Raw genomic sequence first — 24,484 nt, forward strand, 5'->3', positions numbered from 1 at the left:
AGGCAAAATGCAGTGAATTGAGGTGAAATACAGATGGGGCAAGACCATATCGAACAGCATCGCCGTTATATAGTAATTTCTTATGCGTTCATGTTTCTTGCATTGTTTACGGTTATTTTTGCGGCCTTTGCTTATTTGGTCGCTCGTAAAGTGGCAGTTGTAGATAATGCAGAAGTTTGGATTCATGCGCATGCGCTATGGATTATGCGCAACGGGATTCTATTTCTATTTATGGCAATTTTTGCTGTTGTCTGGTTCATTCCGCTCTTCTTCTTTGCATGGGATAGTAATCTTTGGGTCACAGCCTCTACGGTCGCTGGCGTAGTTTTTAGCGCTATTGCGTGGTTATTTCTATTAAATGCATGGTTAAAAGGCTTGTCTAAATATTTAAAAAATAAGGCAGTTTTTTAATATATCTATTTTTTAAACATTTCCCCCTTGTAAATTCGGCTAAAGTCCCCAATTTAGTCGGCAATAGAGTATTGATAAAATTCCGTGAGGAGCACCGCCAAAAATGGCTAAACGTGATTATTATGAGGTTTTAGGCGTTTCAAAAACCGCAAGTGATGATGAGATCAAAAAAGCCTACCGTAAATTGGCGATGAAATATCATCCTGATAGAAACCCTGACAATGCCGAAGCTGAAGAGAAATTTAAAGAAGCTGCTGAAGCTTATGAAGTTTTATCGGACAGCGAAAAGCGTAGCATGTACGATCGCATGGGTCATAATGCGTTCGAAGGTGGCTTTGGCGGGGGCGGTGGTGGCTTCGGCGGATTTAGTGCAGAAGATATTTTTAGCCAGTTCGGTGATATCTTCGGTGGCGCATTCGGTGGTGGTGGACGTCAACAGCGTCAACGTCGTGGATCAGATTTACGCTATGTAATGGAACTTACCCTTGAAGAAGCTGTAAAAGGGGTGAAAAAAACCATTACCTTTACTGCTCCTGCACCATGTGATGTGTGTGATGGTAAAGGCTCTAAAAATCCAAAAGATGTTGAAACCTGTAAAACTTGTCATGGTTCAGGACAAGTTCGTATGCAGCAAGGTTTCTTCTCTGTACAACAAACATGTGGTACGTGTCGTGGCCAAGGTAAAATTATTAAAAACCCTTGTCAGGCATGTCATGGTTCAGGTGTTGCCGATCGCCAGCAAACGTTGGAAGTTACTATTCCAGCGGGTGTAGATAATGGTGACCGCGTTCGTTTGAGTGGTAAAGGCGAAGCAATTCGTGATGGCCAATCAGGTGACTTGTACGTTGAAGTTGTAGTTCGTGAACACGAAATTTTCCAACGTGATGGTGCCGATCTTTATATGGATGTACCAGTAAGCATTGCTGATGCTGCACTTGGTAAAGAAATTGAGATTCCAACTTTGGAAGGCCGTGTTAGCTTGAAGATTCCTGAGGGAACTCAAACAGGTAAATTATTCCGTTTACGTGGTAAAGGTGTTCGTCCAGTACGTAGCAGCATGGTCGGTGATTTACTTTGCCGTATTGTGGTAGAAACACCAGTCAACTTAAATTCTCGTCAACGTGAATTACTTAAAGAGTTGCAAGCTTCTTTTGATGGCGAAGACAGTGCTTCTTCACCGAAGAAAAAATCATTCTTTGATCGTTTGTTCGATTAATACTTGATTAGACAAGAAATTAAAAAGAAGGCGGATATTTTATCAATATCCGCCTTTTTATTGCGCTGATGTATCTTATTATTTTTATTCTGCTTAAAAGAAAAATTATGTCTGTTTACTCTGTAGGGTGAGCAACATCAATATCATTAACACTTACAGTCGGTTCGCTAGAAGCAAGAGTCGGAGCATTTTCGATCACTGTTGCGGCTACTGCTTGTGGCTGTACAGCTGCTTTAGATATTTCTGCTGTAGTTTCGCCAATAATCGGGTCAATATCTTCAACTTTAACGTCAGCATTGGCATTGCTTGTTTGAGCTGTAGGCGTTGGTGTTTGGGTATTTACGTTTGTTGTAATACGCGCTTTAGATAAACTTTCTAATGTGTCTCCTGGCTGGATTGCAGGCTCTGCAAATGCCACTGAACTCATAATCCCCATCATCACTGTGAAGCTAATAATTCTCGAATGCATGCTGAACTCCTTTATAGTCATCTTTTTCTCATTCGTGGCTTCGTAGTGTGCCGATCAATTCTTTAACTTTTGTGAAAACAGATTAAATTTTGATTCATCTCAAAAAATAATTTTTACTTTTTAAGATGAGCAAAGAGTTTTGATATAGTAGGTAAATTACGTAAAACCGAAGATTGGGAAGATTATGTCAGCAGCTCCACGCATTGGTATTTTAGGTGCAGGCGGTCGTATGGGCCGTACGCTTATTCAAGCAGTTCAACAGGCAGGCTATCAATTAGCTGCTGCGGTAGAGCGTCCGGAAAGTAGTTTGGTGGGCACGGATGCAGGTGAGCTTGCTGGTATTGGTTCAGTGGGTGTGAAGGTTTCAGGAAACTTAGCAGAAGTTCTTAAAGACTGTGATGTAATCATTGATTTTACTGCACCAGTTGCAACTGCTCAGCATTTAAAGCTTTGTCGTGAAGCTGGGGTTGCCATGGTTATTGGTACAACAGGTATGTCAGATGAGCAAAAAGCTGAGTTAGACGAAGTCGCTACACATACCCCTGTGGTTTACGCTGCGAACTATTCAGTGGGCGTAAATGTATCAATCAAGTTACTTGAGCTTGCAGCAAAAGTATTTGGCGATACAGTAGATATTGAAGTGATTGAAGCTCACCACCGTCATAAAGTAGATGCGCCGTCAGGTACAGCATTAATGATGGGCGAAGCAATTGCAGATACTTTAGGTCGTAACTTAAAAGAAGTTGCTGTGTATGGCCGTGAAGGGCATACAGGCCCACGTGACCGTCAAACGATTGGCTTTGAAACCATTCGTGGTGGTGACATCGTTGGCGAACACACTGTCATGTTTATTGGTGAAGGTGAGCGTGTTGAAGTGACTCATAAAGCGACTAACCGTATGAACTTTGCTGCTGGTGCAGTACGAGCTGCTGCATGGGTTGTGGGCCGTGAAGCGCGTAAATATGACATGAAAGATGTTTTAGGATTGAACGACGTACAGGTATAAAACCCTGTACGTATTCCATGTGTAGCGAGAAAAACAAGATAGAGCAGAACATGAATAAAAAACAAATTGCCTTGACCACTCTTCTTTGCTTAAGCAGCCTCTGGACGGGGGCTGCTTCTACAGAAAAAGCTAAACTCAGCTTAGACCGCAATAATATTAAAGTCTGGACCTATCAAAAAACTGATAATCCAGTCTTTCAATATAAGGCTGAAACGACATTTGATGTGCCACTTGAACGCGCTGTCGCTGTGATTTTAGATGTAAATCGTGCTGACCAGTGGGTGCCTTATATGGGCAAAGTTGAAATGTTGTCTCAAGATGAGAAAAAAGGTGAGTTCACACTGTACATGGTGTTGGATTTTCCGTTTCCTTTGAAAGATCGCGATGTGGTTGTAAAAGGAAAAATGAGCAAGGCTGCAAATGGTGTTGTGACAATTAAAAATACTGCAATTAGTGGAAATTATCCGATACAACCTGATGTAGTGCGCTTAACACGCTATGAAGGGGATTGGACATTCCAGAAACTTGCAAATAATAAGGTGAAAGTAACGACCAGTGGTTACGCTGACCCTGCTGGAGCAATTCCGTTGAGCTTTGTAAATATGTTTGTTCAACAGCAACCTTACCAGATGCTGCTCAAAATGAAGCGGGAAGTGACCAGTCCGATTTATGAACACCCTAAATTACCAGATATTTTAAAATAAATAGCTTAAAAAAAAGCGCCTGAGATCAGGCGCTTTTTTATTAATCTGAACACTGCTGTAAAGCTTGTGCAGGGCTACTTTCGCGTTTGATTTGAAATAAAACCAATAACAAACCTAAGCCAGCTAGTAATGCTCCAGCAAATGATACTGCGCTATAACCCCAACCTAAATCGAGTACTAACGCACCTGCTGCTGCACCTACGGCATTACCTAAGTTAAACGCACCGATATTTACTGAAGAGGCAAGTCCCGGTGCTTCATGAGCGACTGACATTACACGCATTTGCAAAGGTGGTACTAAAGCAAAGGTTGCTGCACCCCAGATCACTAATGCAATGGCTGCTCCAATCTGGCTTTGTGCAAGAATTGGGAAAGTCACCATCATCACAATTAACAGAACCAAGAAACCAATCAAAGTTTTATTAATCGACAAATCTGCAAAACGTCCGCCTAAATGGTTACCAATTGAGAAACCGACACCAATCAATACCAACATGAACGTAATGAAAGTAGGTGAAGCATGGGTAAACTCAGTCAAACTTGGCGCAATATAGGTGTAGAGCGTAAACATTGCGCCTGCACCGAGTACGGTGGTGAGTAGCGCAAGGATCACAGGAGTACGCGTTAATACCTTCAACTCAGCTTTCACATTTGGTTTTTGGGCAACCATACCTTGAGGGAGCGCTTTCCATAAAGCGAGCATGGTAATTACACCAAGCAAAGAAATCGCAAGGAAAGACATACGCCAGCCAATGTTTTGCCCAACCCATGTTGCTAACGGTACACCACCGATATTGGCAATGGTTAAACCCATAAACATGGTGGCTACAGCACTGGCCTGTTTGTGTGCGGGTACAATGCTTGCCGCTACAACAGAGCCAATCCCGAAGAAAGCACCATGGTTCAAGCTTGTAATGAGACGTGCACCTAATAAGCTCATATAGCTTGGTGAAAACGCTGCGATTAGGTTACCGACCGTAAAGATCGCCATCAGCAAAATAAGTGCATTACGGCGTGCAAAACCACCGAACCATAGGGTCATGAATGGAGCACCTAGCATGACACCAAGTGCATAACCTGTAATTAACATACCGGCCGTTGGAATTGAAATCCCTAAATCATTAGCGATATTCGGCAACAATCCCATTGGTGAGAATTCAGTGGTGCCAATCGCAAAGGCACCTATTGCCAATGCCAATAACGAGAACGCCGTATTTGATTGAGTGTTCATGAGTTTAGTCCCAAACTGGTGCCCATGGCTCTGGGCTAACTTCACGACTGTTGCGGTCGAGTTCAGCAATCATTTGCATTTCAGCTGAAGTTAACTCGATATCCTGTGCTTTTAAGTTGCTCATCAGGTTTTCACGTTTAGTCGAAGATGGAATGACTGCAAAACCACGTTGCAATGCCCACGCTAGTGCAATTTGTGCTGTTGTTGCTTTATGCGCTGCTGCAATTTCAGCGAGAACTGGGTCTTGAAGCACTTTACCGTACGCAAGAGTCATGTATGAAGTGACATCAATATTCTTCTCTTGTAAGAAATTCACAAGCTTATGGTTTTGAAGATAAGGGCTTAACTCAATCTGGTTGGTTGCAATATGCTCTACACCAATTGTGTCAATTGCTTGTTGAGTAAGCTCAATATTGAAGTTTGAAATACCAATTTGTTTAGTTAAGCCCTGTTGTTTTGCTTCAAGTAAAAGCTTCATAACTTCAGGAATCGAAACGCCTAAATCTGGTGCTGGCCAATGGATCAAAGTGAGGTCAACATGGTCAGTACGAAGCTTTTGTAGGCTCTCTTTTAAGCTTGGAATAAACTTATCTTGAGCAAAATTATCTACCCAGATTTTTGTGGTTAAAAATAAGTCCTGACGTGATACACCGCTTTCGGCAATCGCTTGACCAATTGCTGCTTCATTGTCATAAATTTGAGCAGTATCAATGACACGGTAACCTACGTCTAAAGCAGTTTTAACAGAATCAATAACTGCTTGTTCTTTAAGACGGAAAGTTCCTAGACCAAAACGTGGGATATTCATGTGTTTACCTAAATTTGAATAATCATTTAACTTGATGTGTATTTTGCTTTTTTTATTGTTGCGAAAAAATAGATGAATAAGCAAAATATCTTTGATCATTAGTCAATAATGGAATAAGACATGAAATCAACAATTGAAGAGCTGGTCGCGTTTATCGCAATCGTTGATACGGGCTCTTTTGTTGCGGCGGCAGAACATTTAAAACAAACGCCTTCAGGAGTCAGTCGATCTTTAACGCGCCTAGAAGCGAAGTTAGATGTGACCTTATTAGAACGAACGACACGTAAATTGAAACTCACTCAAGAAGGACAACAGTTTCTGGTAAAGGCCCGTAAAATCTTAAATGAGCTAAATGCGGCTGAAGAAGAACTACAAAAATCTGATCAGGGTACTGCGGGACTTATTCGCATTGATTCAGCAACGCCGTTTGTCTTACACGTTATTGCGCCATTAATGCATAAGTTTCGTGAGTGCTATCCAAATATTGAAATTGAGTTAAATAGTAATGATCAGGTGATTGACCTGCTACAACATAAAACCGATGTGGCATTTCGATTCGGAGAACTTAATGATTCAAGTCTTCATGCCAAATTAGTATGTAAAAGTCGCTTATTTATCGTTGCAAGCCCTGAGTATTTAGCAATTAAGGGTACACCGACACAACCTGAACAGCTTGAACAGCATGATCTGATTGGTTTTACCAGACCTGCTTATATTAACAGCTGGCCGATTAAAGTCGGCGATGAATATTTTTTTGCACAAGCAAATATTAAAGCTTCTAGTGGTGAGACGGTACGCCAACTCACGATTAGAGGACATGGTATTGCACGACTATCTGAATTTGAAATTTGGAAAGATATTCAAGAAGGACGTTTGATTGCATTATTCGAAGACCAAATTGAACATCAATATCAAAGCATCCATGCTGTGTATTATCAACAAGAGCATCTACCAAAACGAATTCGTTTATTTATTGAGTTTTTGGCAGAACAATTAAAAGACGGTTTTAAAAACGCTCTCTAAAACTCTTATAACTATCAGTTGGAAAATGAACTTCTAGAATAGGAGTCGTTTGTCCTTGGGATGAATGTTGAGCCAGAAAATAGCTTTTTTGCTGTTCTCGGCAGCTAAAATATAATTTGGAATAAACTGAATTCACCATGACGACTTCATTTGAGCTATTACGCTGATATTGATAATCGGAAATAGCATTAGCTTTATCATCAGTACGCTGGGTAAGTTTGTAGTCTTGTTGGTTGGTCATTTTTAAATAACCTTCAATTAAACTTTGACAAACTGTGTGCATGTGCTGCTGGTTTTTTGGTTGGGGTTGGCAACCAGCTAAAACAATAGTAAATAACAATATAGCTTTTAATTTCATGACTTTGCTACTTTCTGAGTTGATTTCTATAGCCTAAAGGTGTTCTATAAATCAGTACAGATACAGAAATTTTTAAAAAAGCAGCACAGAATGACTTTCCAATATCAGGTTCTTGCCAATCAATTAGCACATCGTATTTATCAAGATGAGCTTAAACCTCATCAGAAACTTATTTCTTTACGAGATTTTGCTCGTCAGCACAGCATTAGTTTAAGTACAGCAAAAAGTTGTTATGAGTTACTTGAGGCGAGGGGGCTTATTTATGTAAAGCCAAAGTCAGGTTATTTTGTGGTAGCTCGTACACAATCCGGCCCCATTCCTGAAAGTCCAGATTTCTTGTCTTTACCTCGACAAGTTTCAAATCTGGAATTGCATAATCAAATTCAGGAAGCTGCCTTACAAAGCCATCTTGTACCATTAGGCTCTATTCAGTTAACGCCTCATTTTATTCCTGTGGAAGGTTTACGTCGTTCTATTCAACGGGCTTTAAAAAATTGTCAGCCTCAAGACTTTCTTTATTGTAATAAACAAGGGCATGAGCAATTAAGAAAAGCGTTATCTGATCATTGGCGTGAAGATGGGATTTTTATCGCGGCAGAAGATATTTTTATTACCAATGGCTGCATGCCTGCTTTGTCTTTGGTGATTCAACATCTAACGGAAGTAGGTGATACTATTTTAATTCCGACGCCTACTTTTAATGGACAACTACAGCTTATAGCCAGTTTAAAACGACAGATTATTGAAATTCCAGCGCATCATCGTGGTATCGATCTTGAGCGCTTAGAATCATTTATGAAGCAAGGTTTGGCTAAAGTTTGCTTAATGACAGCCAGCTATCAAAACCCTTTAGGATATTGTTTAAGTAATGCAGAAAAGCAAAAGATTGCCGAATTAGCAGCAAAGTATCAGTGTTTTATTATCGAAGATGATATTTATGGGGAGTGTGGTTACAGTGGTGAGCGGCCATTGCCTATACGCTATTGGGACCGTGAAGGCTATGTGATTTGGTGTGGATCGGTTTCTAAATCATTGTCGAGTGCGTATCGCGTAGGGTGGTTCTGTTTAAGTGCGAAGCTACAACATTTAAGGCTTGAGCTGGTAGCCAGTAATATAGGGGTCAATACACCGCTACAATTAGGCCTAGCTGATTTTATTTATAGTCGTGGTTACAGGGAGCATTTAGAGCAGTTAAGACCGAATTTGATGCGGCAAGTCGAGGAGTATCGTAGTTGTATTTTAAATGCCTTTGAAGGTATACCAATTGCATTGAGCCAACCAGAAGGGGGTTATGCCTTATGGATGCAGTTACCTAAAACCGTAGATAGTTTGGCGCTCTATTACACTGCAAAATCTCACGGAATTACCGTAGTTCCCGGGCATGTTTTTGGTGAGGATGAACGCTATAGACATTTTATTCGTTTAAATGCAGGTCATGAGTTAACAGCAGATGTCCGCCAAGCAATTAAAGACTTAGCGGACTGGTCACGGCAACAGATTAAAACAGTGAGTTAGCCTTATTCTGCAAAGTCTGCCTTAAGCACAATGCGGTAGCGTGCCTGACCCGAGTGTAGACGTTCAATTGCTTCATTGAGCTGTGACATTGGAAATAGCTCAATTTGAGGCGCAATTTTTTTACGTGCAGCAAACTTTAAAAGCTGACGTAGTGCAGCAGGTGAGCCCGTAGGTGAACCAGTCACTGACTTAGCACCACCAATAAGAGAGCCAACAGAAACAGGAACAGGCTCAAGCGTAAGGCCTAAGAAATGTAAGGTTCCGTTTGGTGCCAGTGTTGCAATAAAAGCAGACCAATTTAGAGTCACATTCACGGTACTTAGCAATAAATCGAATTTACCTTTTTGAGCTTTTACTGCCTCTGTATCGCGACTATTTACCACATGGTCGGCTCCCATTGCTTTGAGTTCTTCGGTTTTATCTGGGTTAGAACTAAAAGCAGTGATTTCACAGCCCCATGCCTTAAGTAGCTTAATGGCGATATGACCTAAACCACCAATACCAATCACACCGACATGATGCGTTGCCTGTATTTTGTGTTTGAGTAGTGGATCAAAAACGGTAATTCCGCCACAAAGTAAAGGACCTGCACTTTCAGCGTCTAAATCTTCAGGGAGGGGAATGGCCCATTGCCAACCTGCACGGACTTTATCAGCAAAGCCACCAGCATGCCCGACGATTGTTGCAACATTTCCACCTGTACACAGTACTTGCTGACCACCAATACATTCATCACAGGCTTGGCAACTTTCAGCTGTCCAACCAATGCCGATACGTTGCCCAATTTGTAGACCTTTGGCTTCTGAACCCAAAGCAACAATTCGTCCAATAATTTCATGACCTGCAACCACAGGGTACACGGTCGAATGCCATTCATTGTTTAAAACAGAAATATCAGAATGACATAAACCACAATATTCAACTTTTACCTCAACCTGATGCGGTTGTAATTCACCTGCGTCAAATTGATAGGGAACCAGTTTTTCACCTGCCTGCATTGCAGCATAAGCTTGAATCGTATTATTGCTCATCGGAAACTCCTTAAGCGGCTTTGAACCGTTCTGGTGGGTTATGAAGCTTTAAATTGACAATCGTTTTCATGATCATCGACCATGCCTACTGCCTGCATAAAAGCATAGCAGGTGGTTGGGCCAACAAATTTAAAACCATTCTTTTTAAGAGTTTTGGAAAGTTTTACGCTCAGTTCGGTTTGAGCAGGGGCCTTACGATAATCTACAACATCATTGTTTTGTGGAGCTGCATCTACAAACTGCCAAAGCCATGTAGGAACATCACCGACTTGTACTTTGAGCGCTTGCCAAGCAATAGCATTATCACGAATGGCTTTGAGTTTCCCCAAGTGACGAATTAAGCCAGCATCGGATAATTTTAGTTCTAGAAAATCATCTGTAAATGAAGCAATGTCTGCAATCGCATGATTAAAAAAATGCTGACGATAGCTTTCTCTTTTTTTCAGTACGGTAATCCATGATAGGCCGGCTTGCTGACCTTCAAGACAGAGCATTTCAAATAATCGTGCTTCGTCGTGTTCGGGTTTGCCCCATTCTTCATCATGGTAGGCAATATAGAGTGGATCGTCGGAACACCATCCGCAACGTTGAGTTTTCATGATAATGCTCCTTATATTTATCTTAGAATTTTAAAGTTTAAATAGCACCCATTCATTCGGGCGAGTATCCCAATAATACAGTTCTGCTTGTGTTAAGTCTTCAAACTTTAGCCAAAAGTCTTTGCCAACTTTGTCTGAAAAACCGGTACTGATCAGCAGGGCATCATCGCTGATTTCCATGATCCAGCCTTGATAGCTATTGCCATTTAAAACGATCTTTTGCTGGTTACCAGACTCGGCAAACTCTACTAAGCGATTGATCAGCGCTTCCGACATAAAATGTTCCTAGCGTAAATATAAATAAGGATTAACAGCACCACGCCCTTTACCATCTAGATAAAGACCATAATGAAGATGAGGTGAAGTATAACGTGCATTGCCCGTATTGCCGACATAGCCAATGAGGTCGCCTTTTTTGACATAGTCACCCACATTTAAGCCACGTTTGTGACCATCAAGATGAGCATAATAATGCCATGTCCCGGCTGGACCTAAAATCCAGATGACTTTGCCACCTAAGTTGTTATTGCGAAGATCTGCAACGAGACCTTCGGTTGCACTGTACACTTTGGTTCCACGTGGAGCCAAAATATCAATTCCTTCGTGACTACGGCCCTGACTCCGAGCAGCTCCCCATGTGTCTTTTAATTCATCACGGTCAATACCTCTTACAGGTACAGGTAGTCGACTTGGAAGCTGCATACTTTTGAGTTTGATGACTTGAGCAGGTGGAAGTGGGGCAGGTTTTTTAGGTGCACTGGCACAGGCAGCCAAAAGAATAATCAGAAAACCAAGTGAGAAATGAGAAACAAAACGTCGCACAAAATACTCCCTGTCACAGCCATATCAAAATTATTTTACTCACTATGTCATGAACGGCTTGTCGAGATCAATTTTTTCATAGCGGTTGGAACACCTTTGGCAATGGCTTGTTCCGGACTCAACCATTGACCTTCAAGTTCAATAGCCAGATGTTCTTTTTGATCAGGTTCCACGTGGAACGCATGAGCATTAAGTAACCATGTGAAGTGAGTGAAGCTATGGCTGATCTGAAAAGTTTGTGCTTGAGGCTGTAATTTATATTGCTGGCTTATGCTCAGTCGTTCATGTTCATTTTCTAAAATAGGTAAACAGAATAAACCGCCCCATAGACCATGAGCTTGACGTTGTTGCCAGAACCATTCACCTTCGCACTGAATAATAAGAACATCTGCTGTTTTAACAGGCGGTGTTTTTTTCGGTTTTTTAAAAGGTAATTCTTGTTCTAACCCTTGCTGATAAGCCTGACAGTGGGCTTGCATTGGACAATATAAACATAGCGGTTTTTTAGGCGTACAAATGGTTGCGCCGAGATCCATAATCGCTTGAGTGTAGTCATGATTGCGATGTGTAGGGCAAAGCTCTTCAGCCAGTTTCCACATTTCACGCTCGTGCTGTGGTTTGCTTAAGTCATCTTCAATGGCAAAGAAACGAGCTAAGACGCGTTTCACGTTGCCATCCATGATGACGCCGTACTGACGTAAACCTAAAGACATGAGCGCGCCTGCGGTAGAGCGACCAATGCCAGGTAACGCAATCCATTCTTCTAGCGTTTCAGGAAATTTACCTTGCTGCGTGACAAGACCAGCCGCTTTATGCAAATTGCGTGCACGAGCGTAGTAACCGAGGCCAGCCCAAAAAGGGGCTACTTCATCCCAAGTTGCATGACCTAAAGCTTCTACAGTCGGGAAGCGCTCCATAAAGCGGTCAAAATATTGCAAGACCGTTTTCACCTGAGTCTGCTGTAGCATAATTTCAGAAACCCAAACTTTGTACGGATCATCGGCAACTTGCCAAGGCAAATCGTGACGACCATGTTGATCGAACCAGTTTAAGAGGGCATCAGAAAAAGAAAATTCAGGCATGAACAGCTATAGAAGAGAAGTAAGGGCTAAATTATAGCTGAAATTTAGATGAAATTTTGTTTAAAGCAGGCGAACAGCGAGAGTATATTAAAACAGAGATTACCTGATAATGGGCAACCTCTGTTTCATGTATAAAAAGGATTAATCCTTTTGTACACCCCAAAGTTGATCAAGTTTCAACGGCTGGTTTTTATAGTAAGGAATGACATGAATGTGGAAATGATCTGAAGTTTTTCCAAAAACTTCACCATCATTAAAGCCAATATGAAAGCCATCTGGTTGATGACGAAGCTGGGTTTCATGACGGGCAATTTCAAGAAGTGTAAGCAACCCTTGATGTTCTTTAGACGTAATGTCAAAAAAAGAACTAACATGGCGCAGTGGTGTTACTACACAGTGGCCTTTAGATAACGGATTAGAATCAGGCAAAATTACGGCAAATTCATTCTTATCAATGATGTCATATTCATCAAATTCGCAATACGGACATTTCTTGTCAGTCATTGTTGTATCCTCTCATGTTATTCCATTAAACCCCGAGTGCGGGAAATAAGACTAGGCTTTGCTCTAGCTCAACGGGAGTATAGTTATTGAAGTATGGTTTAAAAAATACAGTAAAAATATTGCAAAGTCATAAACATTTAAGGGAGCAAATGCAAAAAAATCATTTGCTCCAAATTTGCTTCTTTTATTTTAGAGTACGATCTAATAAAGCGTACATTTTAGCAAGGCCTTGTTTTTCTGCTTCGCTATTGTAGCCAAGGTCCACACCGTTCGCTTTAGCTCTTTCATCGGCAAGCGGGTTACTAAAGCCATGTTTAGCACCTTCTAAAACCACTACTTCATGTTTAACCTCAGCAGCTTGCATCTCTTTTTCAAAATTAGCAACATCTTCTAAGGTGACCATACTGTCTAATTCACCATGTAGAACTAAAACTTCACCTTGAATGTCGCCTTTTTGAGCAGGAGCTTTAGGCGTTAATGTGCCATGGAAAGTTGCAGTTGCTTTTAGTGGAGCACCTGAACGCGCAAGATCTAATACGACTTTACCACCATAGCAGTAACCGACAGCGGCAATTTTCTCACTGTTTACTTCCGGCTGAGCAGCTAAAGTTTGAAGCCCAGCATTGGCACGATCAGTCACCGTGTCTAATTCTTCAAATGTCTGCATCATCCATTCATAGGCTTGAGCTGCGGTGGTTGTAACTTTTTTATCACCATACATATCAATTGCAAGCGCAGCATAGCCGTGTTCAGCAAGTTCACGTGCGCGTTGCTCTGTATATTCGTTACGTCCCCACCACTCAGGAGCAACAATCACACCCGCAACAGGTGTTTCGCTATCTGGAGCCGCAAAATAACCAATTAAATGGCTACCGTCTGGTGCAGTATATTGAATTTCACGGGTTTTAATTGCAGTACTCATGACATTAATCCTGAAATTTAAATCGATTTAAATACGCTTGATTAAAGCATAAAAATTAAGAACTAAAATAAATAACTATGTAAAAATCTACATCAAAATAAAAAGATACAAAGCTATAAGCAATAAAAAAGAAGGAAACCAGTTCCTTCTTTTTATGTGATCATGATTAAATTAAGTTCGGCCTCGAGAAATGAACCCAATTACAGCTAGAATTACAGCTACAACTAATAAAATCACGGCAAAGTCTTTAGATAGCCCTGCAACACCACCAAACCCTAATAGACTGGCAATGAGTGCAATTACTGCAAAAATTATCGCCCAACGGAACATAATGCTGTCCTCCTTATTTTTCATTGTCATTTAACTATATAGCGTGTTTTTTACTCGGAATGTGTCGTTTATGTGGTTGAAATGTATATTAAACAATCATTTTGTGATGTCATAAATACAGCTTCTTTTTTAGTACAGACCACTTCAATGCTATACTGATACATCGTTTTATCTCATCAGCTGTTAAAAGATTATGTCTACCGAGACCTCACTTCGACCACTCTTTTGGAAAAACTATCCGTTAGAGCAACTGACTCAGGCTGAGTGGGAAGCTTTATGTGATGGCTGTGGTTTGTGCTGTCTGGTAAAACTAGAAGATGAAGATACGCATGAGGTGGCTTATACCAAGGTGGCCTGTAAGTTACTTGATTGTGGTACAGGGCGTTGCACGGACTATCCGAATCGTCAGCAGCAAGTACCTGACTGCCTGCAATTAACGGTAGAGTCTTTAAAAACAATCCACTGGTTGCCATCAAGCTGTGCCTATAAGCGCTTGAATGAAGGCAAGAATTTACCTTCTTGGCATTATTTAAATACGGGTTCGAGACAAAGCGTGGTTAAGGCGAAAAAGTCAGTTGCAGGACGTTGTCTTTCTGAAGTTGATGTCCATGAAGATGATCTTGAAGATTATATTGTGCGATGGGTACGTTAAATAGATCTTAAAAGGCGTTGTTTGATTACAGCGTATAATAAAGTAACATTTTTATCGTCATTTTTTTGCTCATCTCCGTTATATAACAATAAAAGCAAAAGGAGATAAAAACGATGAGACGATTAGCAGCCCCCTTATTATGTAGTAGCTTTTTTTTGTTAATGGCCTGTGGGTCTAATAATACCAATTCAAAAAATCCTGAACAAAATACGACTGCGAAAACAGATCAGTCTGTTGCTGTCAAACAAACTTATCAGGTCGAAGCAGTTGCACATTTTAATGAGCCTTGGGCTGTGACCAGTCTGCCTGATCAACGTTTATTAGTGACTGAACGGCAGGGTAAATTAAAAATTTTTAACCCTAAAAATAAACAAATGTTGGATGTCCAGAATGTTCCTGCAGTGAATTATGGGGGACAAGGTGGTTTAGGAGATGTCATTTTACACCCTGACTTTGCCAAGAATCATTGGGTTTATCTTAGCTATGCTACAAAAGGACAAGGCGGATCTGGCGCAGTGATTTCACGTGCGAAATTAGATTTATCTAATCCTAATCAGCCAAAACTTAACGATATAAAGCAGATTTGGCAGCAAGTACCTAAAGTCTCAGGACAAGGCCATTATGGACATCGCATGCTTTTTGGTACAGATGGTAAGCTGTGGGTCAGTTCAGGTGAGCGACAAAAGTTTGATCCTGCCCAAAACATGAAAAGTAACTTGGGTAAAATCTTGCGTTTAAATGAGGATGGCACCGCGGCTGAAGGTAACCCTTTTTATAAGCAAGGCGGGGTAATTGCTGAGATATGGTCACTTGGACACCGTAACCCGTTAGGTATGGCTTTTGACCGCCAAGGACAGCTGTGGGTGGTTGAGATGGGGCCTAAAGGTGGTGATGAGCTTAATATTATTACCAAAGGTGAAAATTACGGTTATCCAATCGTTTCAAATGGAGACCATTATTCGGGCCAACCTATTCCAGATCATCACACTCGGCCAGAGTTTAAAGCACCAGAAATTGACTGGACTCCTGTTATCTCTCCATCGAGTATGATCATTTATCGTGGTCAGCAATTTCCTGCATGGCAAAATAAAGCCTTAATTGGCGGGTTATCTTCCGAAGCGATTATTGTGGTGGATTTAGAGCATAAGCCCGTGAAAGAAGTGCAAAGATTGGATATGAAAAAACGTATTCGTGGGTTGCATGAAGCACAAGATGGTTCGATTTGGGTGATTGAAGATGGCTCAAATGCACGTTTACTCAAGCTGAGTAAGAAACCCTCTTAATGCTAAGCAAGAGCCTGTAAATAAAGAACGTGTCTCATAGATTCAAATTGTAGATTTCTGTGAGACACAATAGACTATAGTGAAAAGACGATAAAGCCATTTGAGATGTCAGACACCCATATTCCACTTCCCGAACGCCTGCGCCCAAGAGACTTGTCTGAAATTATTGGGCAAGATCATTTATTAGGTGAACATGCGCCCTTACGTCAAATGATTGATCAGGGACATTTGCCTTCTATTATTTTTTGGGGACCACCAGGCGTTGGTAAAACAACGATTGCTTTACTTTTGGCACAGGCGATAGACCGTCCATTTGTGAGCTTATCTGCGCTGAATACGGGTGTAAAAGAATTACGTGAAGTGATTGCAGAAAGTGGTGATTTACTGACGCCTGTAGTTTTTATTGATGAAATTCATCGTTTTAATAAATCTCAGCAAGATGCTTTATTGGGTGCAGTTGAAAAAGGCAAAATTACTTTAATTGGTGCGACCACTGAAAATCCATCTTTTGAGGTGAATAGCGCGCTTTTATCACGCTGTCAGGTCTATACCTTAAATAGTTTAGACAGTGAGGCAATTCAGACATTACTCAACAATGCACTTCAAAGCGATAAATTCTTAAAAGAACGTTACATTCATATAGAAGAATATGATGCGCTCATTCAGTTCGCAGCAGGTGATGCACGTAAAGCGCTTAATTTACTAGACTTGATCGCAAGTACTTTTGAACCAGAAGTTGAAAACACGATTACTAATGCGGTTGTGGTAAAAGTCGCTCAGCAAAATATTGCGCGTTATGACAAATCGGGCGAGCAGCATTACGACCTTGTTTCTGCCTTTATTAAATCAATTCGTGGTAGTGATCCAGATGCAACGCTATATTGGATGGCACGTATGCTTAAAGGCGGAGAAGATCCTGTTTTTATTGCAAGACGTATGCTGATTGCAGCCTCAGAAGACATCGGAAACTCCAACCCAAATGCACTATTGCTTGCAGGTGAGTGTTTCCGCTCTGTACAAGCGGTAGGTATGCCTGAGGCCCGAATTATTCTAGGTCAAACAGCGGTTTATCTAGCAACGAGTGCAAAAAGTAATAGTACTTATTTAGCGATTAATAAAGCTTTGGAACTTGCTGAAAAAACAGCAAATTTACCTGTGCCTTTGCATTTGAGAAATGCGCCGACCAAGCTTATGAAACAGCAAGGCTATGGAATTAATTATCTCTATCCTCATGACTACCCAGAGCATTTTGTGCTGCAAGACTATTTGCCGCCTGAGTTGAAGGGAACCAAACTCTATGAGTCTGCAAGAAATAAGCGTGAGGTTGAAGGTGAGCGCTTACAGCAACGCAGATGGCAGCAGGAACAATAGTTCCTGCTTTATGCTATTCCAGCTCTTCAGTGACCTGACCATAAATCAGTAGAGTGAACACGCCTGTACCGCCAATAATATTGCCGATAGTGGTTGGGATGAGGAAAGTAAACAGATACTTGCCAATAGAAGCTTCTCCTTGCCAGACCAGATAGGACATTTCTGTAGAACCAACCACTACATGAGTAAAGTCACCCAGTCCTATCAAATACGTCATAAAAAAGATGAGCAGGAACTTATTACTGACCGAGGGTAACATCCAGACCAATGCTGCAATTAACAGCCCTGACATAATGCCTTTGAGCAGATTCTGAGTGGCAGAAAAGGAACCCACATGATGTGCGAGCTCATCCAGTGCTTTGTCAATATCTGGAGTAAACAGGTGAGTAGTTAGGAAAAATAAACTCGCCAAAGCTGTTCCAATAATGTTGCATAGAATCACAATGCCCCATAAGCGGCCCACTGCTCGTAATTTATCGAAAGTAAAGGGATTAAATAATGGCACAACTGTGGTGATGGTATTTTCAGTAAAGAGTTGCATGTGGCTCAAAATAGCGATCAAGAACCCAATGGTATAACCGACATTAGTGATTAAATCGGTCCAGACTGCATCAGTTGGGAGATAAGCAGCAATAATCGCTTTAAATACAAATGAAAAACTGATGACTAAACCCGCGGCAATCCCTGAAAAGATGAGTGCAGTTGTTGGACGATCAAGCTCTTCGGCACCATCACGGCGGATAATTTCATAAACCAGACGGGGTGACAGTTTCTCATGTTCTTCGACTGCCATTTTTTCACGCCAGCTTAAAGTTTTCTCGACTTTCTTTTCCTCTATTTCATGGTCCATCAGGTTTACTCCTCACTGAATAAATATCTTATATTTATTGTTTTATTTATTGTTAAGGCAGTGTTCAGGATAAATCTAGTCTATTCATAACAGCTTTATGTGTCTTTTTATAAATTGAATGCACAATGGCTGGATCATCAATCACAAAATCAAAGAAAAGTATAAGCTCTTAAAGTACGGATGAGTGCCATATAGTCGCCTTGAGAGGCTTTAGCAATAACAGATTCAACCTCTGCCTGACTCCATCCTTGTTTTAAGGCAGAAGTGCTAAAGTTGTTTAATAAGACCAAAGGATTTTCACCAAAATGGATTGGATGATTCATTAATCTCTTTTCAAGCTTAGATAATTCCATAGGTTCATCCTAGTTTTTAAATTTAATTATTGTGAAGTGCTTTGTGTTTTTTTAGATTTTAGTGTTTTAAATTAAGCTTATGCAAGTGTTAATTTATTGAAATAGACAAATCTGTCTACATTGTTTGGGGCGCATGACGCTGAATATAAAAAACCGGGCTTTAGCCCGGTTTTTTTATGAAGTTTTACTGATTAGATGTCAGATAAATCTACGCCTAAACGAGCAGCAACTTCTTCATAAGCTTCAACAACACCGCCTAAACCTTGACGGAAACGGTCTTTGTCGAGTTTCTTCTTAGAGTCTTTATCCCATAAACGGCAGCCGTCTGGAGAGAACTCATCACCAAGCACGATGCGGTCATGGAAAACACCGAATTCAAGCTTGAAGTCCACCAAAATCATGTTGCCTTCAGCAAATAATGCTTTTAATACATCGTTTACTTTATAAGTTAAAACTTTCATTTGTTCTAACTGTTCAGCAGTCGCCCAACCTAAAGCAATCGCTTGAGATTCGTTAACCATTGGGTCACCTAGACCGTCATCTTTATAGAACAATTCAAATGTAGGAGGAGTTAACTCTTTACCTTCTTCTACACCTAAGCGACGGCATAGAGAACCAGCTGCGTAGTTACGAATTACACATTCAACTGGAATCATTTGAAGTTTTTTAACAAGCACTTCAGTTGGAGAAAGCAATTTTTCAAAATGCGTTTCAATACCTGCAGCAGCAAGTTTTTCCATGATGAAGGCGTTAAAACGGTTGTTCACCTTGCCTTTACGATCTAGTTGTTCGATTTTTTCGCCGTTGAACGCAGAGGCATCATCACGAAAGACTAAAATCAGATGGTCGGCATTGTCTGTTTCATATACAGATTTTGCTTTACCAGTATAGAGCAAGGTTTGTTTTAACATGAGGGAACCTTTTTAAAAAAAATGCCTAGTAAACGACTAGGCTGGCCAATTTTGGTAAATCTGGTTTAGCACTTCAGTAGCCACATCTGGGCTTGCAAAAGTGTTATCTACATTAAATAGAGCAAGAGTATGACTAGAACCTACACCAGTAAGTTTAAGCACATAAGTATTGTCATTTACTTTAATCGTCGCTTGATTACTGCCTTGAGCGATGATGTTGAAATTTAAAGTACTTAAAGTTGCTTTAGTGTATTGCCAGATCTCGGCTGTATTTCCATCAACTTTTAACAACGGGTTTTTATTACCGTCAGTCACAAGCTGAGGACGTCCAAGCGCAGTCGTCGTTTGAGCAGAGGCATCTAGTGTCGCATTACCTTGTGTTTGTTCAGGGCGTGGCAGTGCATAGCGGTTGCCACGCTTATTTTCAAACTTCGGTGCGTTATCGATAGCGCGCTGTTCTACAGTTGGTGCAGGATACAAAGGTGTCGCTGGTCGTACAGTTGCATCGGCAGGATATTCAAGCGGGGCAAGTTGCTTGGCATTTTTATAATCTAAAGAGTGATTATTAATTGCGAAGCGACCACAACCAGCTAAACTTAAGGCTGAAACTGCAAGGACTAAACCAAGACGTAATTGCATCATAAATTGCTCTTATTAAATAATTCCCGCATCTTTTAGGGCATTGCGGAGAGGTTCGCGATATTGCTCAGCGAGAGGAGTGAGTGGTAAACGAATACCAGTATCAATCAGTCCCATCTCATGTAGTGCCCATTTCACAGGAATTGGGTTTGATTCGCAAAATAGAATATTGTGTAAATTTGCAATCTTATTGTTAAGCGTCTTCGCTTGTTGTTCATCTTTGGCAATCGCAACAGCACATACTTCACTCATTGCTTTAGGTGCAATATTTGCAGTAACCGAAATATTGCCGTCAGCGCCAAGAAGCATAAGTTCCCATGCTGTCTCATCATCACCTGAGTACACAGCCATCTTGCCGTTTAACGCCTCAATTAAAGCTTTACCACGAGGTACGTCACCTGTTGCATCTTTAATGCCGACAATATTCGAGATCTCTGCTAAACGTACAGCTGTGTCGTTTGAAAGGTCTACGCCAGTACGACCAGGTACGTTATAGAGAATAAGCGGTAATTCAACAGCTTCAGCAATCGCTTTATAGTGTTGGTAAAGGCCTTCTTGGGTTGGCTTGTTATAATATGGTGTTACAAGTAAAGCTGCATCAGCACCGAGGTCTTTAGCAGCTTTAGTTAATTCGATTGCTTCACGGGTTGAGTTTGCACCAGTACCGGCAATAATTGGAATACGTTTATTGGCTACACGAATAATTTCTTTAATAACCTGTGTGTGCTCTTCCATGCTCAATGTTGAGGCTTCGCCGGTTGTACCGACGGCTACAATACTGTTTGTACCTTGTTCTATGTGCCACTCAACCAGCTTCTCAAGACCCTTCCAATCTACACCGCCGTCTTTCAACATGGGTGTGACGATTGCGACGATTGAGCCTTGAATGGTCTGTGCTTGCTGAGTCATTTTTAAAAATATCCTATTTATCCATCCGAATCTGAGGTAAGAAAAACAAAATGTGGGATGGTTGCAGTATTTTGATTGTCCAGTTCTAACAATAACAGATTGTTGAATGACAATTATGCAAATTATGACTGATCAGACGCATAAGAACAATACGCCTAACGGATAATCGCGATGTAAACTTGAGGAAAAGATAGGATGTTTTCATTATTGCGCGCTAAGAATACCCAGTAAACATAACAATACGGCTTGATTCGACTGAGCCTTACTTAATATGGGCTTTTTTTGTGGCAAGATAGAATGCAATTTCCCAGTTGGGATTGAAGATGACATGAAAATGAATAAACAACCACAAAATGCGGTTTTAATCGTAGTTGATGTACAAAATGGTTTTACGCCGGGTGGAAATTTAGCAGTTGCTGATGCCGATAGAATTATTCCAACTATTAACCAACTTGCTGGTTGTTTTGAAAATGTCGTCCTGACTCAGGACTGGCACCCGGATAATCATATCTCTTTTGCAGCCAATCATTTGGATAAGCAGCCATTTGAAACCATTGAACTCGACTATGGACAGCAGGTGCTTTGGCCTAAGCATTGTGTACAAGGTACTCAAGATGCCGAGTTTCATCCTGATTTAAATATTCCGACAGCTCAACTGATTATCCGAAAAGGCTTTCACTCGCATATTGATAGCTACTCGGCTTTTATAGAAGCTGATCATTCTACAACGACGGGTTTAACGGGTTATCTAAAAGAGCGCGGTATTGATACGGTTTATGTGGTCGGAATTGCTACGGACTTTTGTGTAGCATGGACTGCCTTGGATGCAGTTAAGCAAGGTTTTAAAACTTTAGTGGTTGAAGATGCTTGTAAAGGGATTGATCTGAATGGTTCTTTAGAACAAGCGTGGCAAACCATGCAGCAACAAGGTGTTATCCGTATTCAATCGAATGATCTGTTGAGCGAGTTTTAAGTATATTGCTCTGATTTTTACTTTTATATTTTAATTTTTAGGGATAGAAAGTATGGATGCATTCCTGCGCTTTACCCAATTTATTCAAAAAACTTTTGCCCTATGGGTGATTGTTTTTGCAGCATTAGCGCTATGGCAGCCTGAACTTTTTGTCTGGCTCAAAGCGTACATTCCATGGATTTTGGGCATTATTATGCTTGGCATGGGAATGACCATGACCGTCGATGACTTTAAAGGAGTATTACAAAGCCCTAAAGCGGTATTGATTGGCGTCGTAGCGCAGTTTGTGGTGATGCCAGGCTTAGCATATGTTCTATGTAAATTATTTAATTTACCACCTGAAATCGCGGTTGGGGTCATCTTGGTAGGTTGTTGCCCAGGGGGAACCGCTTCAAACGTGATTACCTATATGGCCAAAGGCAATGTCGCTTTATCGGTAGCCTGTACATCGGTATCAACGCTTTTAGCGCCTGTATTAACACCTGCGATTTTCTATCTGCTTGCTAGCCAATGGCTAAAGATTGATGCAGCTTCGATGTTTATTTCGATTTTGCAGGTGGTGCTACTACCTATTATCGTTGGTCTAATTTTAAGAACATGGCTTAAACGTCAGGTCGAATCTTATATTCAAGTCATGCCTTTAGTTTCGGTCATTGCAATTGTCGCGATTGTGGCAGCCATTATTGGTGGAAGCAAAGCAGCAATTTTACAGTCGGGTTTGCTTATTTTAGCTGTGGTGATCTTACATAACGGGCTTGGATATTTATTAGGTTTTACCGCAGCGCGTTTCTTTAAATTACCTTATGCGGACAGTAAAGCAATTGCTGTAGAAGTCGGAATGCAAAACTCAGGCTTAGGTGTTGCGCTCGCAGCAGTACATTTTGCTGCTTCTCCGATTACAGCTGTACCAAGCGCGATTTTCAGTCTTTGGCATAATATTTCGGGCCCGGCGCTTGCAACTTATTGGGCAAGTAAACACAAACAAGAATAACTGTATAAACAACATACATGACAAAAGAAGGCCAAACGAATAGTTTGGCCTTTTTATTTAAAGCATATTTTAGGGGAGCTAAAGCTAGAACTGGTATGTCTTTTGCTTTGAATTGATGCACTAAAAATAACGTGAATATGAGTATAAATCGTAAAGAAAAATAAGGCATTTCCTTGATGAACCAGATTTTTAAATTATTTATTCCCATGCTCTCAAGCAATTTAATTCTAGTTTTAAGTGGATTGGTTGATATTGCTTATGTAGGGCATTTTAGTAACGATCATGTAGCAGCATTATCTGTGACCTTATCTTTATATACAGTGGTTTATGTCATTGGTATGGGGATTCTGCAAGGTGTGATGCTCAAGCTTTCAGAAGCTTATGGTTCCCATGACATACCACGCATTCGTAAAATTTTTATTCAAGGCATCTGGCTGATGTTATGTTCGGCATTGCTGAGTATTGGCTTGCTTTACTTGTTCCGTGATTTACCAAAATTATTTGGTGCATCTGAACATGTTGTTTCAATTACTAAAAACTGTATTTGGGCTTTGGTATTTATTTTACCTGCCCATTTACTGATGCGCTTATTTACAGCTTTGTCTCAGGTCACTGAAAATGCGCATAAGGTTTTAGTATCAGATAGCATTTTCTTCATTCTTAAAATTATTTTGTCCTATCTTTTGATTTATGGTGTCGCTTTATTTTCAATTCCACCACTCGGTGCGATAGGGGCTTTGTTAGCCACCCTTATTGTACGGTGGTTTATGCTGGCTATTTATTACCTGTTTTTCCTAGAGAAAGGATACATCTTTATTGAACAACCAGAGCAGTCAGTTGAAGATAGCCGCCAAAGTCTGCGTATGATTTTAAAAATAGGGATACCGACAGCAATCATGGCGTTGATGGACGTCGTTGCATTTTGTTCGGTTGCTATTCTGATTTTACCTTTTGGGAGTGTGGTGTCTGCAGCCCATCAAATTGTCGCGAGTACTGGCGGCTTCATGTTTATTTTTCCTTCGTCCATTGCCTCGGCTTATAGCATTTTGGTGTCACGATCTATGGGCAGCGGGAACATGGAAGAAGCAAACAAAATTGCCAGACAAAGTATATGGGTGATTATGGCAGTGAGTGGCAGTTTGTCCCTGTGTTTATGGTTGGAACGGGATTTAATTGTCACGTTCTATTCAGACGATTTGGCCGTGCAGATTTTGGCTGCATCGTTGTTGTTGATTGTGTGTCTGTCTCACTTTCTAGATGGCTTAATGACGTTATTGACCTCTTTGTTGCGCTGTTGGGATGTGTCGATTTTACCAATGCTGATTTTCTTGGTCGTGGTGTTATGTTTCGGATTAGGCGGTGGTTGGTGGATGGCCTATAAAGGACTGCATTGGCAGGATATCTCGATTTCTGCGATGGGAATTTATGGCTTCTGGTGGATGGCTGCCATAAGTTATTTAGTGGCTTGTCTAATGAGTGCCATCTGTTTCCATTTTAGAAAACAATTAAGAGGATTTTGAT

General features: G+C 40.9%; 29 protein-coding genes. 12 read left to right on the plus strand and 17 right to left on the minus strand.

The features are described 5' to 3' along the window. The first annotated feature begins 33 nt into the window (after nucleotides 1–33). Both HMPREF0013_RS18885 and dnaJ read left to right on the plus strand, forming a co-directional pair. Entirely contained in the window at nucleotides 34–411 is a 378-nt protein-coding gene (locus HMPREF0013_RS18885; protein WP_005804326.1) for a membrane protein, read from the plus strand. 103 nt (nucleotides 412–514) lie between these two features. After that, nucleotides 515–1,627 carry a molecular chaperone DnaJ gene (gene dnaJ, locus HMPREF0013_RS18890; protein ID WP_002119101.1) on the plus strand — a complete coding sequence of 371 codons (1,113 nt, stop codon included), beginning with the start codon at nucleotides 515–517 and terminating at the stop codon, nucleotides 1,625–1,627. Nucleotides 1,628–1,742: 115 nt separating this feature from the next. Here the strand turns inward: dnaJ and HMPREF0013_RS18895 are convergent, their stop codons facing one another. Next, nucleotides 1,743–2,096: a hypothetical protein gene (locus HMPREF0013_RS18895; RefSeq protein WP_005804327.1), complete on the minus strand. Its 354-nt coding sequence runs from the start codon at nucleotides 2,094–2,096 to the stop codon at nucleotides 1,743–1,745. A 184-nt stretch (nucleotides 2,097–2,280) separates the two neighbouring features. Here HMPREF0013_RS18895 and dapB point away from each other — a divergent pair, with 184 nt between their 5' ends. Beyond that, nucleotides 2,281–3,102: a 4-hydroxy-tetrahydrodipicolinate reductase gene (gene dapB, locus HMPREF0013_RS18900; RefSeq protein ID WP_002119175.1), complete on the plus strand. Its 822-nt coding sequence runs from the start codon at nucleotides 2,281–2,283 to the stop codon at nucleotides 3,100–3,102. 50 nt (nucleotides 3,103–3,152) lie between these two features. Continuing rightward, nucleotides 3,153–3,806, plus strand: a complete 654-nt coding sequence (locus tag HMPREF0013_RS18905; RefSeq protein ID WP_002119284.1) for an START domain-containing protein — start codon at nucleotides 3,153–3,155, stop codon at nucleotides 3,804–3,806. 40 nt (nucleotides 3,807–3,846) lie between these two features. On the opposite strand, the gene HMPREF0013_RS18910 is transcribed toward HMPREF0013_RS18905, so the two are convergent. Both HMPREF0013_RS18910 and dkgB read right to left on the minus strand, forming a co-directional pair. After that, entirely contained in the window at nucleotides 3,847–5,037 is a 1,191-nt protein-coding gene (locus HMPREF0013_RS18910; RefSeq protein WP_005804328.1) for an MFS transporter, read from the minus strand. A 4-nt stretch (nucleotides 5,038–5,041) separates the two neighbouring features. After that, nucleotides 5,042–5,845, minus strand: a complete 804-nt coding sequence (gene dkgB / locus HMPREF0013_RS18915) for a 2,5-didehydrogluconate reductase DkgB (protein WP_025464149.1) — start codon at nucleotides 5,843–5,845, stop codon at nucleotides 5,042–5,044. Nucleotides 5,846–5,965: 120 nt separating this feature from the next. Here dkgB and HMPREF0013_RS18920 point away from each other — a divergent pair, with 120 nt between their 5' ends. Continuing rightward, nucleotides 5,966–6,868 carry a LysR family transcriptional regulator gene (locus tag HMPREF0013_RS18920; RefSeq protein WP_005804330.1) on the plus strand — a complete coding sequence of 301 codons (903 nt, stop codon included), beginning with the start codon at nucleotides 5,966–5,968 and terminating at the stop codon, nucleotides 6,866–6,868. Here HMPREF0013_RS18920 and HMPREF0013_RS18925 read toward each other — a convergent pair. Then, nucleotides 6,852–7,226 carry a hypothetical protein gene (locus HMPREF0013_RS18925; protein ID WP_005804331.1) on the minus strand — a complete coding sequence of 125 codons (375 nt, stop codon included), beginning with the start codon at nucleotides 7,224–7,226 and terminating at the stop codon, nucleotides 6,852–6,854. The genes HMPREF0013_RS18920 and HMPREF0013_RS18925 overlap by 17 nt on opposite strands. Before the next feature lie 90 nt (nucleotides 7,227–7,316). Between HMPREF0013_RS18925 and HMPREF0013_RS18930 the strand changes: the two genes are divergently transcribed. Continuing rightward, nucleotides 7,317–8,741, plus strand: a complete 1,425-nt coding sequence (locus HMPREF0013_RS18930) for a PLP-dependent aminotransferase family protein (RefSeq protein WP_005804332.1) — start codon at nucleotides 7,317–7,319, stop codon at nucleotides 8,739–8,741. A gap of 2 nt (nucleotides 8,742–8,743) precedes the next feature. Here the strand turns inward: HMPREF0013_RS18930 and ahr are convergent, their stop codons facing one another. The 8 genes from ahr to HMPREF0013_RS18970 all read right to left on the minus strand — a co-directional run bounded on the left by ahr (nucleotide 8,744) and on the right by HMPREF0013_RS18970 (nucleotide 14,031). Then, entirely contained in the window at nucleotides 8,744–9,772 is a 1,029-nt protein-coding gene (gene ahr, locus HMPREF0013_RS18935) for an NADPH-dependent aldehyde reductase Ahr (RefSeq protein WP_005804333.1), read from the minus strand. A 38-nt stretch (nucleotides 9,773–9,810) separates the two neighbouring features. After that, a complete protein-coding gene (locus HMPREF0013_RS18940) occupies nucleotides 9,811–10,371 on the minus strand; it encodes a DNA-3-methyladenine glycosylase I (RefSeq protein ID WP_005804334.1) in 561 nt (186 codons plus the stop codon). Between the two features lie 30 nt (nucleotides 10,372–10,401). Further along, on the minus strand, nucleotides 10,402–10,647 hold the full coding sequence (locus HMPREF0013_RS18945) for a hypothetical protein (protein ID WP_005066589.1): 246 nt from the start codon (nucleotides 10,645–10,647) through the stop codon (nucleotides 10,402–10,404). 9 nt (nucleotides 10,648–10,656) lie between these two features. Continuing rightward, nucleotides 10,657–11,193, minus strand: a complete 537-nt coding sequence (locus tag HMPREF0013_RS18950; RefSeq protein WP_005804335.1) for a M23 family metallopeptidase — start codon at nucleotides 11,191–11,193, stop codon at nucleotides 10,657–10,659. A gap of 47 nt (nucleotides 11,194–11,240) precedes the next feature. Beyond that, nucleotides 11,241–12,275 carry an A/G-specific adenine glycosylase gene (gene mutY, locus HMPREF0013_RS18955; protein WP_005804336.1) on the minus strand — a complete coding sequence of 345 codons (1,035 nt, stop codon included), beginning with the start codon at nucleotides 12,273–12,275 and terminating at the stop codon, nucleotides 11,241–11,243. Between the two features lie 141 nt (nucleotides 12,276–12,416). Beyond that, nucleotides 12,417–12,779, minus strand: a complete 363-nt coding sequence (locus HMPREF0013_RS18960) for an HIT family protein (protein WP_002119132.1) — start codon at nucleotides 12,777–12,779, stop codon at nucleotides 12,417–12,419. 184 nt (nucleotides 12,780–12,963) lie between these two features. Continuing rightward, nucleotides 12,964–13,701, minus strand: a complete 738-nt coding sequence (locus HMPREF0013_RS18965) for a dienelactone hydrolase family protein (protein WP_002119163.1) — start codon at nucleotides 13,699–13,701, stop codon at nucleotides 12,964–12,966. A gap of 171 nt (nucleotides 13,702–13,872) precedes the next feature. After that, nucleotides 13,873–14,031: a DUF1328 domain-containing protein gene (locus HMPREF0013_RS18970; protein ID WP_002053759.1), complete on the minus strand. Its 159-nt coding sequence runs from the start codon at nucleotides 14,029–14,031 to the stop codon at nucleotides 13,873–13,875. Between the two features lie 193 nt (nucleotides 14,032–14,224). Between HMPREF0013_RS18970 and HMPREF0013_RS18975 the strand changes: the two genes are divergently transcribed. From HMPREF0013_RS18975 to HMPREF0013_RS18985, 3 genes are all read left to right on the plus strand, one after another. Beyond that, a complete protein-coding gene (locus HMPREF0013_RS18975; protein ID WP_005804337.1) occupies nucleotides 14,225–14,683 on the plus strand; it encodes a YcgN family cysteine cluster protein in 459 nt (152 codons plus the stop codon). A gap of 113 nt (nucleotides 14,684–14,796) precedes the next feature. Continuing rightward, nucleotides 14,797–15,966 carry a PQQ-dependent sugar dehydrogenase gene (locus tag HMPREF0013_RS18980; RefSeq protein WP_005804338.1) on the plus strand — a complete coding sequence of 390 codons (1,170 nt, stop codon included), beginning with the start codon at nucleotides 14,797–14,799 and terminating at the stop codon, nucleotides 15,964–15,966. Between the two features lie 105 nt (nucleotides 15,967–16,071). After that, the gene (locus HMPREF0013_RS18985; protein WP_002119242.1) at nucleotides 16,072–17,337 is read left to right on the plus strand and encodes a replication-associated recombination protein A; all 1,266 of its coding nucleotides are present in this window, start codon (nucleotides 16,072–16,074) and stop codon (nucleotides 17,335–17,337) included. 13 nt (nucleotides 17,338–17,350) lie between these two features. On the opposite strand, the gene HMPREF0013_RS18990 is transcribed toward HMPREF0013_RS18985, so the two are convergent. The 5 genes from HMPREF0013_RS18990 to dapA form a co-directional block, all read right to left on the minus strand. Continuing rightward, nucleotides 17,351–18,187, minus strand: a complete 837-nt coding sequence (locus HMPREF0013_RS18990; protein WP_025464150.1) for a formate/nitrite transporter family protein — start codon at nucleotides 18,185–18,187, stop codon at nucleotides 17,351–17,353. Nucleotides 18,188–18,336: 149 nt separating this feature from the next. Beyond that, nucleotides 18,337–18,540, minus strand: a complete 204-nt coding sequence (locus HMPREF0013_RS18995; RefSeq protein ID WP_005804340.1) for a hypothetical protein — start codon at nucleotides 18,538–18,540, stop codon at nucleotides 18,337–18,339. A gap of 191 nt (nucleotides 18,541–18,731) precedes the next feature. Beyond that, nucleotides 18,732–19,451 (minus strand): phosphoribosylaminoimidazolesuccinocarboxamide synthase, encoded by a 720-nt coding sequence (gene purC / locus HMPREF0013_RS19000; RefSeq protein WP_002119240.1) that lies wholly within the window; start codon nucleotides 19,449–19,451, stop codon nucleotides 18,732–18,734. Nucleotides 19,452–19,487: 36 nt separating this feature from the next. Continuing rightward, the gene (locus HMPREF0013_RS19005) at nucleotides 19,488–20,090 is read right to left on the minus strand and encodes a hypothetical protein (protein WP_005804342.1); all 603 of its coding nucleotides are present in this window, start codon (nucleotides 20,088–20,090) and stop codon (nucleotides 19,488–19,490) included. Between the two features lie 15 nt (nucleotides 20,091–20,105). Next, a complete protein-coding gene (dapA, locus tag HMPREF0013_RS19010; protein WP_005804343.1) occupies nucleotides 20,106–20,999 on the minus strand; it encodes a 4-hydroxy-tetrahydrodipicolinate synthase in 894 nt (297 codons plus the stop codon). A 328-nt stretch (nucleotides 21,000–21,327) separates the two neighbouring features. On the opposite strand from dapA, the gene pncA reads away from it, so the two are divergent. The 3 genes from pncA to HMPREF0013_RS19025 all read left to right on the plus strand — a co-directional run bounded on the left by pncA (nucleotide 21,328) and on the right by HMPREF0013_RS19025 (nucleotide 24,483). Next, nucleotides 21,328–21,972, plus strand: coding sequence for a bifunctional nicotinamidase/pyrazinamidase (pncA, locus tag HMPREF0013_RS19015; protein ID WP_005804344.1), 645 nt, complete (start codon nucleotides 21,328–21,330; stop codon nucleotides 21,970–21,972). 52 nt (nucleotides 21,973–22,024) lie between these two features. Then, nucleotides 22,025–22,963 carry a bile acid:sodium symporter family protein gene (locus HMPREF0013_RS19020; RefSeq protein ID WP_005804345.1) on the plus strand — a complete coding sequence of 313 codons (939 nt, stop codon included), beginning with the start codon at nucleotides 22,025–22,027 and terminating at the stop codon, nucleotides 22,961–22,963. Nucleotides 22,964–23,139: 176 nt separating this feature from the next. Next, nucleotides 23,140–24,483 carry an MATE family efflux transporter gene (locus HMPREF0013_RS19025; RefSeq protein WP_005804346.1) on the plus strand — a complete coding sequence of 448 codons (1,344 nt, stop codon included), beginning with the start codon at nucleotides 23,140–23,142 and terminating at the stop codon, nucleotides 24,481–24,483. The last annotated feature ends 1 nt before the right edge of the window (nucleotide 24,484 follow it).

The organism is Acinetobacter sp. SH024 (genome assembly GCF_000163635.1).
Taxonomy (GTDB): Bacteria; Pseudomonadota; Gammaproteobacteria; order Pseudomonadales; family Moraxellaceae; genus Acinetobacter; species Acinetobacter pittii.